The organism is Caballeronia sp. Sq4a (assembly GCF_023170545.1).
Lineage (GTDB): Bacteria > Pseudomonadota > Gammaproteobacteria > Burkholderiales > Burkholderiaceae > Caballeronia.
This window is the reverse complement of sequence record NZ_CP084250.1, coordinates 1495066-1508403: the sequence shown is the minus strand read 5'-3', so window position 1 is coordinate 1508403 and position 13338 is coordinate 1495066. Positions and strand designations below refer to the sequence as shown.

Sequence of the window (13338 nt, the reverse complement as noted above, 5' to 3'; positions counted from 1 at the left end):
TTGCCCCTCGAGCCCGAAGGAGGTTGCGATGACCGAGCCGATGATCAGCTTGATGGTGGGAGTCGTCGTGGTGTTATGCGCCATCGTGATTCTCGTGATGCATCACAAACATCCGAACATTCATCCGCCGAAAGCGCGCTGGCTAGACACGCATCCGCCGCGAGACTGGACGCATCGCAGGCACTGAACGAGCGTGCGGACGCGAACGGCGCCGTCCACGCCGGCGCTTCTCGGGTCAACCATGCTTATCAACGCCGCGGGCCTTTCATCGCTTCGGCTTCCATTGCCGCGTGCCATTCCTCGCTGCTTTCGATCGGGTCCATGACATCGTCGATGAAAGCCGAAGCCCGTTCGGCCACCGCGCGCGCGTCGTCGTCCGCGACTTCATCCATCGCGCTTTCTTCGTCGGGCGGCTCGAGCATGTCGCGCAACATCGCGCGCAATTCGGGCGTCTTCCACGGCTCGCCGCGCTGCTTTTTCTTCTTGATGTAGTGCCTGACTTCGGCGTCCTGCTCAGGCGTGAGCGGTAGTCCGCGGAACGTGCTGTTCGCGTCTAGATCGATCATTCCAACCTCCTCGCCCGATGCACGCGTGCGATCGAGCGCCCTCAGTGTAGTCCCGTTTCTGCCGATGGATGCGCCGCGCTGCTTCGCATAAAGCCGGCGGCTCGCGCCACGCCGCATGCGTCGTATAGAATGGCCCGCTTTTCCGAACAACATCGAAAGCGCCGCCATGTGGTTCAAGAATCTTCAGCTTCACCGTCTTCCCGTTCACTGGACCGTCACGCCCGATCAGATGCAGCAGTGGCTCGCGCCGCTTGCTTTCAGCGATGCATCGAGCATCGAAAACGAGCGGCGCGGCTGGGTCTCGCCGCGCGGCGACGATGCGCTCGTCTACACCGTGAATCGCCAGATGCTGCTCACGTACCGCGCGGAGAAAAAGCTTTTGCCCGCGTCGGTGGTCACGCAGTTCACGAAGGACCGCGCGCTGGAACTCGAAGAGCAGCAGGGCTTCAAGCCGGGCCGCAAGCAGATGCGCGAACTGAAGGAGCAGGTGACCGATGAACTGCTGCCGCGCGCGTTCAGCATTCGCCGCGATACGCGGGTGTGGATCGATCCGGTGCACGGCTGGCTCGCCATCGATGCGGCATCCGCCACGCTCGCCGACGACATCATCGGCTTGCTGGTGAAGTCGGTCACGGACTTGCCGCTCGCCAGCGTGCGCGTCGCGCGCTCGGCCGTGTCGGCGATGACGGAATGGCTGCTGACGGGCGACGCGCCCGCGGGCTTCACGCTCGATCGCGATACGGAACTGCGTTCGGCGGGCGAGGGCAATGCGACCGTGCGCTATGTCGGTCACGCGCTGGAGGCGGAGGACATGCGCCGCCATATCGAAGCCGGCAAGCAGTGCATGCGTCTTGCGATGACCTGGGACGACCGCGTGTCGTTCGTGCTTACGCCGTCGCTCACGCTCAAGCGCGTGAGCCCGCTCGACGTCATCAAGGAAGCAGCCGATCCCACCGCCGCGAACGACGACGAACGCTTCGAGTCGGATTTCCTGCTGATGACGGGCGAGCTCGCGCGCCTTTTCGCGGCGCTGACCGAAGCGCTTGGCGGCGAAGAAGACTTGCGCGCGGCGGCCTGACGCGGACGATCGCGCAGCAGCGCGTAGTTATGAGGCCGCCGACGCGAACGCGTAGCCGTTCTTGCCGTTGCGCTTGACGGCGTACATGGTTTCGTCGGCGGCGGCGACGAGCCGCCAGTAATCGGTCACGCGATCCGGAAAGCTCGCGATGCCGATGCTCGCACGCACGAGCGACAAGCCCATGCGCGTGTCCGTTTCCGCGACGCAATGGATGATGCGTTGCGCAATGGCCGCCAGTTCCAGATCGCTCGAAAACTCTCTGACCAGCACCGCGAATTCGTCGCCGCCGATGCGCGCGACGATATCGCTGTTGCGCACCGTCTGCCGGAAACGCCGCGACACTGCGATCAGGAATTCATCGCCGATGCGGTGCCCGAGCGTGTCGTTGACGCGCTTGAAGCCGTCGAGGTCGATATACAGCACGGCGATGCGCTTCGCCTGCGAGCCGTCGGCGAGCGCCTCCGCCGATTCCTCCAGCGCCGCGAAGAGCTTGCGGCGATTGGGCAGATCGGTCATCGCGTCGTGCAGCGACGCGTGCTCGAATTCGCTGGAGATGCCGACGAGCTGCCGATTGCGTTTTGCATACATGCCGAGCGCCGTGATGAGCACGCCGAACACGACCGCCGTTAATGCAATCAACGTGTGCGACACGCTGACGATGCGCGCGCGAACGTCGCTGCTCGCGCGATCGCGTTGATCGCGCCAATAGGCGTCGGCGGAATCGAGCGCGGCGCTCGCCTGATTGAAGTCCGCTGCCGCGGATAGCGCGGAGGGCGGCAACGCGGGTGCGGGCGTGGGACTCGACGTGATGAGCGCATGCAGGCTCGCGAGTCGCGCCGCCCACTCGATGCGCGCCTCGCGGTATGCGGCGCGATGCTGCGCGTCGGTGGCGGACGCGTCCTTCAGCGCGATCGCCGAAGCGCGCGCCGCGTCCGCGCGCTCGACGGCCTGAAGCACGAGCCCGACGTATTCCTGCTCGAGCTGCGCGGAGAAGATGCCGCGCACCTGATACGCGAGAAACAGCAGGCCGATCAAAAGACACAGCAGCGCGGCGGCGGCCATCGGCGCCGGGCCGGGCATGCGCAGCCGCCCGGCCTGCGCGCGGGCCTCGTCGAACACGCGCGCGGCGCGCGCCGCCAGCACGTGCGTCGCGCCGTTCTCACGGACGGGAATATTCCTCTCGCTGGCCGGATGTGGCATTGCGTCGATAGCTCACTCGATGAAAGAACGCGCCCACGCGGGCAAAGAGTCCCGGCTCGGCCCTGGCACGCGACGCTCGATGCCGGGCCTCTTTTGCCTGTGTCGTGCGCACCGCCTGGCCGCTTGCGCCGCGACTCGGGCGATTCGCCGCGACCGTCTGCGACGCAGGAGTTGCCGCCGTTCGCGATGGCGACGCCGCATCTTGCGATGCGCCAGCGACGGTCGCGGCCGTGGCCACCGGCGCGACCGCGACGGGCCCGAGACTCGTGGTGCCGGACGTGTCGGCGGGCGGGTTGTCGGCGAGCGCCGTGGTGTCCGCGTGCGCCGCGACGAGGCTCGTGGTGGGCGGCGGTGCCTGCACGACGCCCGACGACAGCGTTTGCGACGGCGGCCCCGCCGCGATCACCGGCTGGTCGATGCCGAGCGTGCGGCGCGCGCTCGCCATCGCTTCCGTATAGACGCGCTGGTCGTGGTTGAACCACATGCTGTAGGCGACCGTGCCGAGCACGCCGATGCCGAGCGCGCTCGCCGACGCCATCCAGAGCGCGAGCCGCCCGAAGCGCAGGGGCGCGCGCGGCGCGTCGAGATCGTCGTCGAAGTCGGGCGCGGTCTCGGACGCGGCAAGCGGTACGGAAGGATCGTTCGCTGGCGTCGCGACGCCAGCGAACGGCTCTTCGGGTAGTTCAGCGTGGTGAGGCATGGCTGCGCTCTCCAGAACATGTACATCAGCGGCGGACACCGACCGCGCGCGCGGTCGTGCGCGGGTCGCCGCAGGAAGCCGGATGAAGCGCGTAAGCGAAGCGGGCGTGACCCCTTACGCTGCGCGCGTCATTCGAAATGAATAATCAAACTGAAAAAGCGTGCGGCCGATCTCGACGGCGTTGCCCCGAGCGTGGCTCATCGGGAAGCGGAGAACCGGCCGTACCGCCTGCAACGATGTAAGGCTTGCCGCAGGCCGGCAAAATCTGCCAATCGTCAGCAGCCACGGTGTTGCGCGACGCGCGCTGCCGGCCGCAAGCCGCACTGCGCATGACGCTGCCGCACGTGACCGCGCGAATACCGAATACTACCGTAGCATCGAGCAGGCCAGCCGACCGCAATCGCCATTCCTCAGATCAGCGAGGCTTCGCTTGGTTGCCTTGCGCACAGACGGAAGCGGCGAATGCATGAAGCGCCGCTCATTCTAGCGTTTTCGGCGACTGGCGATGACGAGCGCGATACCGCCGAGAATCGCCACCGAACTGACGACGAGCCGGACCGTAAGCGCCTCGCCTAGCAGCGCGACGCCGCCCGCTGCCGCAAGGACCGGCACGCTCAGTTGCACGGTCGCGGCGGTCGCGGGTTCGAGCTTCTTCAGCGCCGCATACCAGATGATGTATCCGAGTCCCGACGTCAGCGCGCCCGAGGCCAGCGCATAGCCGAACCCGGCGGCGTCGAACGTCGCGTGCCGGTAAGCGAGCGCGAAAACCGCCGCCACGATCGGGAACGCACGCAGAAAATTGCCGGCGGTCGCGGCGGTCGGATCAGCGAGACCGCGGCCTCTTAGCGAATACACGCCCCAGCCGACGCCCGCCACGAGCATCAGCGCCGATGACAACGGCTGCGGCGCGGCCAGTCCCGGCAGCACGAGCCAGACAAGGCCGGCGAGCGCGAGCGTCAGGCCGAGCCATTGACGCGCGGTGAGGTGTTCGCCCCGAAAGAGACCGTAGCCGATCATCGTCGCCTGCACCGCGCCGAAGAGCAGCAGCGCGCCTGCGCCGGCCGACAGCGCGACATAGGCATAGGAGAAGGCGGCCGCATAGAGCGTGAGCATCGCGGCCGACGCCCAGCTTCCGGCGCGCCGCGCATCGCCGCCGCGCGCCGCGAGTATCAGCCACAGCACGAGCGCCGCCGACGCGATGCGCACGAACGTGAACGTCGCGGCATCGATGCTCGTGCCCTTCAGCGCCAGGCGACACAGCAGCGAATTGCCGGCGAACGCGAGCATCGCGAGCGCGGCGAGCGTGGCGGTGCGCGCCGGCGACGACGCATCGGGATAGGCTTCGTCCATCGAAAGTCCCGGTGATGGCAACGCGCCGAATGTATCCCAACCGTGCCGCGCGGACATCGCGCGGTGTGTCAGTCGGCGTGTCAGTCGGTGCGAAAGGCGGGCGGCTTGTCCGGCTGTGGCAAGCCGAAACGCTCGAACTCCGAGATGACCTGCGCGCCGAAGAGCAGCAGCGTCGCAAGCGCTTCGAGGCTGAACAGCACGACGATCGACGTCGTGAGCGACCCGTACACCACGCTCACCTGCGAAAGCGTCGCGAAGTACCAGACGAGCACGTGGCGCGTGATCTCCCAGAGCAGGGCGGCGGTGATGCTGCCGAGCAGCGCGAGCCTGAACGACGGCCGCCCCACCGGCATCACGAGATAGATGGACGTCAGCACGAACACCTCGCCCGCCACGCCGAGCAGATAGAGCAGCACCCGCGACGCGCCCTTGAGCGACACGTCGAAGCCGAGCAGGGTGACGCTGTTATCGCCCATCGCCTGAAGGCCGTTCGACACCAGCGTGACGATCAGCATGCCCACGCCGAGAAACAGGATGTAGCAGTACGGCAGCAGCGCGGACCAGAGAAAGTGGCGCCGTCGAATGGCGACGCGGTGCACGAAGATGACCGACATCGCGTTCTCCAGCACGGTGAAGGCGAGCGAACTGAAGAAGATCATCGTGACGAGAAGCAGCCAGCCGATCACCGCGCGATGCGTCAGAAAATTGGCGAGCTCGCGCACGATGGCGCGCGCCTGTCCCGGCACCAGCCATTCCAGCAGATGCGCGAGCGTGTCCAGCAACTCCTGCTGACCGACGAACTTCGACAGCACGATCACGATGAGAATCAGGAGCGGCACGATGGAAAGCAGCGCGTAATACGCCACCGCGCCGGCGAGCAGCATGCCCTGATTGGCGCGGAACGCCTTCACGGTCCGCGTGAGAAACCCGAGCGGATGGCGCGCGACGCTTTTGATCTGTGGCCCGAGCACGGGGCCGAGAATCTTCGACATGGAACCTCCGCGGCGCGTGTGCGGCCCTCGCACGATGGCCAGCCCCATGTTCAGGGCGACGGGACGACAAGCCGCCAAGCAACTTGCACGCCCGAAGCGATGTCTATCCCGCGCGATGCGCTTTCGTGCGGCGTGCGGCGGCTTGCTGCGCGGCTTCTTCGAACGCGATGTCGAGCAGCGCATCGACGTCCTGTGCCGGCAGATCGGCCGCGTCGATGCGGCGCAACCGGCAGATGAGCGCAAGGGCTTCGGCGGCAGCGGCGAAGGCGAGATTCACATCGCGGGCGGGAAGGCGTTTTTTTCTCATGCCCCGCATATCGGCAAGCGCGCCGTTTTACTTTAATCTCTCTGTAACGGCGGGCGCGCGCCCGTCGTGGCCGGGCCCGCGCGCTTTTCCCCGGATCTGGCGATTCGCATCTCCATCGCGGCTTCATTTGTCGGCCGTTTGCGTTGCAGGCAACGCTACTCAACGTTGCTCAACGCGGCTCGACGCTTTGAACAGAGGGGACGATCATGCCAGCTTCGCACGTTGCGAATACCTCCGCTCTCGGTCCGGGCGCCGATGTCGACGTCGCCGACGCCGACGAGCGTCTCTACAACCACGACCTCGCGCCCGTGCCGCGCGCGCGGCGCACATGGACCGGCTACAGCATCTTCGCGATGTGGATGTCGGACGTGCACAGCGTCGGCGGCTACACCTTCGCGGCGAGCCTCTTTCTGCTCGGGCTCTCGGGCTGGCAGGTCCTGCTTGCGATGACCATCGGCATTCTGGTGGTCTACGTGCTGATGAACTGGGTCGGCAAGCCGAGCCTGGTGCACGGCATTCCATTCCCCGTGATGGCGCGCGTCTCGATGGGCGTGATGGGCGCGAACCTCGCCGCGCTGATTCGCGGCGTCGTGGGCATTGTCTGGTATGGCGTGCAGACGTACTTCGCGTCGAAGGCGGTGGCCACGCTGCTCTTGCTCTTCGTGCCGTCGGCCGTGGCGTTGCGCGATTCGAGCTTTCTGCGGCTCGACATGCTCGGCTGGGTCAGCTTTCTCTTCATGTGGCTGCTGCAACTCGTGATCTTTCAGCGTGGCATGGAGATCATCCGCAAGTTCATCGACTTTTGCGGGCCGGCTGTGTACGTCGTGATGTTCTTTCTGATGGGATGGATTCTGTATCGCGCGGGGCTCGGGAGCCTGAATCTCACGCTCTCCGGCAAGGTGCTGCCGGGCGACGAGCAATTGCACGCGATGGTGAACGCCATTCTGCTCGTCGTTAGCTATTTCGCCGCGCTGCTGCTGAATTTCGGCGACTTTTCGCGCTTTGCGAAAAGCGAGCGACAGATGAAGATCGGCAATTTCCTGGGCCTGCCGTTCAACTTCATTGCGTTCGCCATCATCACCGTGATCGTCACGGCGGGCAGCGAGAAAGTATTCGGCGCGATGATCATGGACCCGGTCGAGATCGTCTCGCGCATCGACAACAAGCTCGCGGTGGCGGTCGGCAGCATTACGTTCGTGATCGCGACGATGGGCATCAATATCGTCGCGAACTTCGTATCGCCGGCCTACGACATCGCCAATCTGTTCCCGAAGCACGTGGACTTCAAGAAGGGCGGGCTGATCGCGTCGGTGCTCGCGGTGGTCGTGTGTCCGTGGATCTTCGTCGATAGTCCGAAGGCGATCACGATTTTCGTGTCGGTGTTCGGCGCGGTCCTCGCGCCGCTCTATGGCGTGATGATCGCCGACTATTACCTCGTGAAGCGTCAACACGTGAACGCCGCCGAGCTGTACACCATGCAGCCCGGCTCGCGCTTTTACTACGACGGCGGCTGGAACAAGGTCGGGCTCGCGGCGCTGATCGTGTCCGGCGTGATCTCGGTCGGCTGGGAACTCTCGACGCAACTGCTCAAGGTGCTGCCACCGAACAACCTCGGCTGGCTGATCGGCGCGGTGGCGGGGGCGTTGCTTTATATCGTCTTCATGCGCGTTGCTCGGCGTACTTGACCGGAACGGCGCGTTCGCGCGACGACGCGGGCAAGGTGCTGCGAGCGGACGACGCGGATGTTGCCGTGCTGCACATGCCGATGGGAAGATGCCGAGTGCTTGCGCGATGCAACTCCATGTGCGCGAAGCCATTGCCGTATCCGCACGGCCGCACGGTCTGCTGCCGGCGTCGCAGCACGCGATGCGCTCTCACGGCCATCTCGCGCTCTCGCTGGCCGAAAGCGAGGCTCGTCGCACGCCTCGGCGGGCATCGCTGAGCCCGGGTCAGCGGCCCACAGCGATGGCCAGTCTTCGGCCCAGCGAGCCGCTCGACATTTGCATGCTGAGCGTGGAGCTCGCCACGTCGGACATCGCATACTTCCGTCGTCGCAGCCGTGGCTTTCACACGAATTCACTTCAGCCAGCGGCGGACATCCTGTTCCCAGTCGGGTTGTCCGCAATTCGGCGGATTCTCCGGGCCGAGCACGGTGATGTAGCCCTGCGTTTTCATGCACGCTTCATATGCGCGAACCTGCGCGCATCGGCCGGGGCCCGCGTTGCGCGACGAGGCTTTGCAGGTGTCCATCGCGCGGTCCATGCCGCTGAAGTCGGCGTTGACGGATTCGCTGGCAGGCGGCGGATTCGCGTTCGCGGAGAATTCGACGGGGCCGGTGCAGGCGGCCAGCGCGAGCAGAACCAGGGTGACGAGCGTGCGTGCGATGCGATATGCCATCGTGTCGTTTCCTCGCGTGAATGATGCCGTGGATGTTACGCGCAGTTTGGCGCTGCGGAGCATCGCGAGTCTGAGACGATCGAGCAGCCGAACAAGACGTTGCGACATTTGCGCCGCCGGCCCTCGCCACTAAGCTTTCTCCAACGACGAAGAACGCAACCGCGCGCTTCGGACATGCGAAAAGGAGAAGGCAATGGACAAGAACCAACCTGCAACCCGTCCCGGCCCGATGCCGGTGGCGTTCTTCGGCATCGCGGTGGGCACGCTGGCGCTGGCGGGCGCATGGCGCGCGGCGGCTCGCGTGTGGCATGTCCCGCATGGCGTGCCGGATCTGCTGACGGCGGGCGCGCTCGTCGTATGGATCGCGCTTCTGGTCGCTTATGGCCGGAAGTGGCTGACCGAGCGCGAGGAGGCCATCGCGGAGATGCGGCATCCGGTGCAGTCGTCGTTTGCGGCGCTCGTCCCGGTATCGACGATGCTCGCCGCGCAAGCGGTTCAGGCCGTTTCGCGCGAACTCGCGGTGGGGCTCTTCTTCGTAGGCGTTGCGAGCCAACTCGCGCTCGGGGCGTTCCTGCACGGGCGCTTCTGGCAAGGCGGCCGCAAACCCGAACTTACGACACCGGCGATGTATCTGCCGACTGTCGCGCCGAGCTTCGTCGCAGGCACGGCAGCCGCGGCCTTCGGCTGGACGCAGCTCGGCGCGTTGTTCTTCGGCGCGGGCGTGTTCTCGTGGCTCGCGATCGAATCGATTCTGCTTCATCGCGCCGCCGTGCACGAGCCGCTCGCCGATGCGCTGCGCCCGACGCTCGGCATTCAGCTCGCGCCGCCGGTGGTGGGAGGCGTGTCGTATCTCGCGATCACGCACGGGGTGCCGGATGTCTTCGCGTACATGCTGCTCGGTTACGGACTCTATCAGGCTTTGATCTTGACGCGCCTCGTGCCGTGGATTCGTCAGCGCGCGTTCGCGCCTTCGTACTGGGCGTTCAGCTTCGGCGTGGCCGCGTTGCCGACGATGGCCATCCGCATGCTTGAGCGCGGGGCGCAGGGTCCGGTGGAATGGATCGCGGTGGCTTCGTTTATCGTGGCTAACGTGGTGATCGCGGGGTTGGTTGCGGGGACGGTGCGGGCGGCTTTGCAGGGGCGGCTGGTGCCGGTGGTTCCGGCAGTGCCGGTGCAGGCGACGCAGGCGTGACGCGGGCGAGGCGGCGGGCGGGGCGGCGGGCGTCGGCGGTGGGTTGGTGGGGGGCTTCTTTGTCGGGAGTGAGTTGTTTGAAGTGGGGGACGGCGAAGGTCAAAGGCATGCTTAATGCCGAATGCAGAATGCCAAAGGCCAAGCGCGAGAAGCCAGAGCCGTTGTGCGCACCGGTAAACGCCGCCCGCTACGCTCGCCTCGCGCACCCTCAAGCCATAGGCTCGGTCGCGGGTTGGCGCCGGCCGTCTCCGTTGAAGCGAACTGATCGAATAGGGGCGGCATACGCCGAAGGGCGAAGGTCAATGGCATGTGGAATGCCGCTTGAGGAATGCCGAATGCCAAACGCCAAAGGCGAGAAGCCAGAACCCGTTTGGGGGCAACAGTAATCGACGCCCGCTGAGTCCGCGTTTGTGCACCCTCAACCCATAGGCGTCAGTGCCGGGGTGATGTCGGAACTCGGCGTTGGGAGCGAACCCCCAACAAGGGGCGATGGTCCTCAATGGGTAAGGCAAAGGCACGCAGAATGGCGAATGATGAACGGCGAATGGTGGATGCAAAACGCCAAACGCCAAAGGCGAGAAGCCAGACCCGTTCCTAGGGCAAACTGCAAACGCCGCGGCCACGCCCAACTTCATGCACCCTCAACCCATAGTTTTCAGTGGCGCGGTGATGCCGGGAGTCTGCGTTGCAAGTGACTGATCTAAGACGGGGCGGCGAACGCCAAAGGGCAAGAAGGTCAAAGCCACGTGGGACGAGATGCCGCATGCCGAATGCAAAACCCAAACGCGAGAAGCCAGACCCGAGAAGCCAGACCCGAGAGGCCAGACCCGAGAAGCCAGACCCGAGAAGCCAGACCCGAGAGGCCAGACCCGAGAGGCCAGACCCGAGAGGCCAGACCCGAGAGGCCAGACCCGTTCAGGGCAACCAGCAAATGCCACCCGCCACGCCCAGCTTCCCGAACGGTCAACCCGTCGGCTTCGGTGATGGGATGACGTGGGCCGTCTGCTTTTAGGAGAAGTTGTTCAAGTGGGGCCGGCAAGTGCCGAAGGGCAAAGGTCAAAGGCACGCGGAATGCCGAGTGCGAAATGCCAAACGCCAAACGCCAAACGCCAAACGCCAAACGCCAAACGCCAAAGGCGAGGCGCCAGACCCCATTCAGGGCAACCAGCAAACGCCGCCCACTGCGCCAGCTTCGCGCACCCTCAACCCATCGGCTTCGGTGGCGGGTGACGTCGGCCGGCTGCGTTGGAAGTCAAGGTTGTTCGAAGAGGGACGGCGAACGCCAAAGGACAACGTCAAAGGCAAGCGGAATGCCGAATGCAGAATGCCAAAAGCGAGACCGGTCGAACGCAACGAACAAAGCCCCGCCGACCACCCCGAGAACTTCCCGCCCCCTCACCCCATCTGCTCCGCCAGCGTCCCTTCGACGAATTCCTTCAAAAACGCCACCCACGTCTTGATCTTCGCATCGAGATATTGCCGCGACGCATACATCGCGTAGATCGTCATGGTTTGCAGTTCCCACTCGGGAAGCACGCGCACGAGTTCTCCGCTTCTAATGGACGGCAGCGCGGACAGCGCCGGCAGCGGCGCAATGCCGAAACCATCCGCGACCGCGAAGGCGAGCGCATCCGCCGAATTGACCCGCAGGCGCCCCGGCGGAAGATCCACCTCGGCTCGTCCGCGCGGGCCCTCGAACGCCCAGCGATCGACCGGAAAAAACGTGGTGACGAGTTGCAGGCAAGCATGCTTCGACAGATCGTCGATATCGCGCGGGACGCCCGCCCGCTCCAGATAACGCGGCGACGCGCAGAGCACGCTCGGCATCGAGCAGATGCGGGTCGAGACGAGCGCCGAGTCCGGCAGCGCCGATGTCGTCACCTGCACGAAGACGTCGTAGCCTTCGTCGAGCATGTCGGGCACGTTCTGCGACAACGTCAACTCCACGCGAACTTGCGGATGCGCCTCCAGATACCGCGTGAGCGCGGGCACCACATAGTGATGCCCGAACGTAATCGGCGCATGCATGCGCAGCACGCCGCTCGGCAGCACGCGGGCATCGCCGGCTTCGGCTTCGGACAGATCGACTAGCTCGATCACTTCCTTGCATCGCGCGAGATAGCGGTTACCGGCATCCGTCAGCGCGACGCGCCGCGTCGTGCGATTCAGAAGCCGCGTGCGCAAGTGCGTCTCGAGATCGGTGATGGCCCGCGATGCCTGCGCCGTCGTGATGTCCAACTGTTGTGCCGCCGCCGTGAAGCTCGACGCTTCCGCCACGCGCGCAAAAATCCGCATGCTTCGCAACAGGTCCATTCGCTCACAACCTTTTTTGACGAAGCCCGCACTATCCCACCGGGCGCCCGACCGCGCAACCGCTTGCGGCGACATCGCCGATACGCTCGCGACGGGCGATACGGCGCAAGCCGACCGTTCGTTTCAACGTTCACATCTGTTACAGGCGTTGTAACGCAAGGCCCGACGCGCCCGCCTAACATGCGGTCATGGCCGTGCTGCGGCCGTCAGGCAGAGGACAACATGAACGTCAAAACAATTATCGGACTGGGAATCGCCGCATGCGCCGCGCTCGCGTGCGAGGCGGCATTCGCGGGCGTGAGCATCGGGGTCAATCTGGGCGTCCCGGTCGCGCCGGTCTATGCCGCGCCTGCGCCGGTGTACGCCGCGCCGCAACCCGTGTACGCGCCGCCGCCGCCCGTCTACGTCGAGCAACCCGCGCCGCCGCCCGTCGTGTATGAGCCCGCGCCGCCGCCCGTCGTGTACCAGCCCGCGCCCGTGATGGTCGCGCCCGCGCCGGCTATCGTCGTCGGCTGGCACGGCGATCGTTACTGGGACGGCTACCGTTATTGGGACCGTCGCGACTGGTACGCGCATCACGGCGTCTATGGCCATCGCCATTGGTGAGACCGGACGTCGGGGAGCGCACATCATGAATAGGCACATGAACACCAAGCCGGGCCGGCGCGTGTCGCGTCTGGCGATCGTCTCCGCGACGCTCGCGCTCGCGGCGGCATTGAGCGGCTGCGTCTATGCGCCGCCGTATGCCTATGCGCCCGCGCCGGCTTATGGCTATGCGCCCGCATACGGCTACGGTTATGCGCCGGCGTACTACGCGCCGTCGGTATCGGTCGGCGTTGGCTTCGGCGGATACGGACACTGGCACGGCCGCTAAGCTCCGCGAGCCGGAGAGGCGTGGAAACGCGACGAATATCGGTCGGCGTCGGGTTCGGCGGATATCGACACTGGCACGGCCGCTAAACTCCGGTGAGCCGGAGAAGCGTGGAACGCGATGAATATCGGTCGGCGTTGGCTTCGGCGGATACGGGCACTGGCACGGCCGCTAAGCTCCGCGAGCCGAAGAGGCGTGAAAACGCGATGAATATCGGTCGGCGTCGGGTTCGGCGGAATGAACACTGGCACGGCCGCTAATCCCGGCGAGCGGAAGAGGCGTGGAAACGCGACGAATATCGGTCGGCGTCGGCTTCGGCGGATATGGACACTGGCACGGCCGCTAAACTCCGGTGAGCCGGAGAGGCGTGGA

The 13338-nt window shown here is 65.6% G+C and carries 14 protein-coding genes; 6 read left to right on the top strand and 8 right to left on the bottom strand.

Features of this window, described 5'->3' with window-relative positions; all coding sequences use genetic code 11:
• The first annotated feature begins 28 nt into the window (after nt 1-28).
• A complete protein-coding gene (locus LDZ24_RS07155) occupies nt 29-187 on the top strand; it encodes a hypothetical protein (RefSeq protein WP_175940360.1) in 159 nt (52 codons plus the stop codon).
• A gap of 61 nt (nt 188-248) precedes the next feature.
• Here LDZ24_RS07155 and LDZ24_RS07150 read toward each other — a convergent pair whose 3' ends face one another.
• Nucleotides 249-566 (bottom strand): hypothetical protein, encoded by a 318-nt coding sequence (locus LDZ24_RS07150; protein ID WP_248322299.1) that lies wholly within the window; start codon nt 564-566, stop codon nt 249-251.
• 166 nt (nt 567-732) lie between these two features.
• On the opposite strand from LDZ24_RS07150, the gene LDZ24_RS07145 reads away from it, so the two are divergent.
• On the top strand, nt 733-1644 hold the full coding sequence (locus LDZ24_RS07145; protein ID WP_248319876.1) for a recombination-associated protein RdgC: 912 nt from the start codon (nt 733-735) through the stop codon (nt 1642-1644).
• A gap of 27 nt (nt 1645-1671) precedes the next feature.
• Here the strand turns inward: LDZ24_RS07145 and LDZ24_RS07140 are convergent, their stop codons facing one another.
• The 5 genes from LDZ24_RS07140 to LDZ24_RS07120 form a co-directional block, all read right to left on the bottom strand.
• Complete coding sequence (locus tag LDZ24_RS07140) at nt 1672-2730, bottom strand: diguanylate cyclase domain-containing protein (protein ID WP_371747413.1); 1059 nt, start codon at nt 2728-2730, stop codon at nt 1672-1674.
• A 73-nt stretch (nt 2731-2803) separates the two neighbouring features.
• Nucleotides 2804-3544, bottom strand: a complete 741-nt coding sequence (locus tag LDZ24_RS07135) for a hypothetical protein (protein ID WP_248319875.1) — start codon at nt 3542-3544, stop codon at nt 2804-2806.
• A gap of 483 nt (nt 3545-4027) precedes the next feature.
• A complete protein-coding gene (locus LDZ24_RS07130) occupies nt 4028-4894 on the bottom strand; it encodes a DMT family transporter (protein ID WP_248319874.1) in 867 nt (288 codons plus the stop codon).
• Nucleotides 4895-4974: 80 nt separating this feature from the next.
• Nucleotides 4975-5886, bottom strand: a complete 912-nt coding sequence (locus LDZ24_RS07125; RefSeq protein ID WP_248319873.1) for a YihY/virulence factor BrkB family protein — start codon at nt 5884-5886, stop codon at nt 4975-4977.
• A 103-nt stretch (nt 5887-5989) separates the two neighbouring features.
• Nucleotides 5990-6193 carry a hypothetical protein gene (locus LDZ24_RS07120; protein ID WP_175940354.1) on the bottom strand — a complete coding sequence of 68 codons (204 nt, stop codon included), beginning with the start codon at nt 6191-6193 and terminating at the stop codon, nt 5990-5992.
• Nucleotides 6194-6399: 206 nt separating this feature from the next.
• Between LDZ24_RS07120 and LDZ24_RS07115 the strand changes: the two genes are divergently transcribed.
• Nucleotides 6400-7878, top strand: a complete 1479-nt coding sequence (locus tag LDZ24_RS07115; protein ID WP_248319872.1) for an NCS1 family nucleobase:cation symporter-1 — start codon at nt 6400-6402, stop codon at nt 7876-7878.
• A gap of 391 nt (nt 7879-8269) precedes the next feature.
• Here LDZ24_RS07115 and LDZ24_RS07110 read toward each other — a convergent pair whose 3' ends face one another.
• Entirely contained in the window at nt 8270-8590 is a 321-nt protein-coding gene (locus LDZ24_RS07110) for a hypothetical protein (protein ID WP_248319871.1), read from the bottom strand.
• Between the two features lie 193 nt (nt 8591-8783).
• Here LDZ24_RS07110 and tehA point away from each other — a divergent pair, with 193 nt between their 5' ends.
• Nucleotides 8784-9782, top strand: a complete 999-nt coding sequence (tehA, locus tag LDZ24_RS07105) for a dicarboxylate transporter/tellurite-resistance protein TehA (RefSeq protein ID WP_248319870.1) — start codon at nt 8784-8786, stop codon at nt 9780-9782.
• Nucleotides 9783-11177: 1395 nt separating this feature from the next.
• Here tehA and LDZ24_RS07100 read toward each other — a convergent pair.
• Nucleotides 11178-12095 (bottom strand): LysR family transcriptional regulator, encoded by a 918-nt coding sequence (locus LDZ24_RS07100; RefSeq protein WP_248319869.1) that lies wholly within the window; start codon nt 12093-12095, stop codon nt 11178-11180.
• Between the two features lie 222 nt (nt 12096-12317).
• Between LDZ24_RS07100 and LDZ24_RS07095 the strand changes: the two genes are divergently transcribed.
• Complete coding sequence (locus tag LDZ24_RS07095) at nt 12318-12701, top strand: hypothetical protein (RefSeq protein WP_248319868.1); 384 nt, start codon at nt 12318-12320, stop codon at nt 12699-12701.
• Between the two features lie 37 nt (nt 12702-12738).
• Entirely contained in the window at nt 12739-12969 is a 231-nt protein-coding gene (locus LDZ24_RS07090) for a hypothetical protein (RefSeq protein WP_248319867.1), read from the top strand.
• Nucleotides 12970-13338 lie beyond the last annotated feature (369 nt).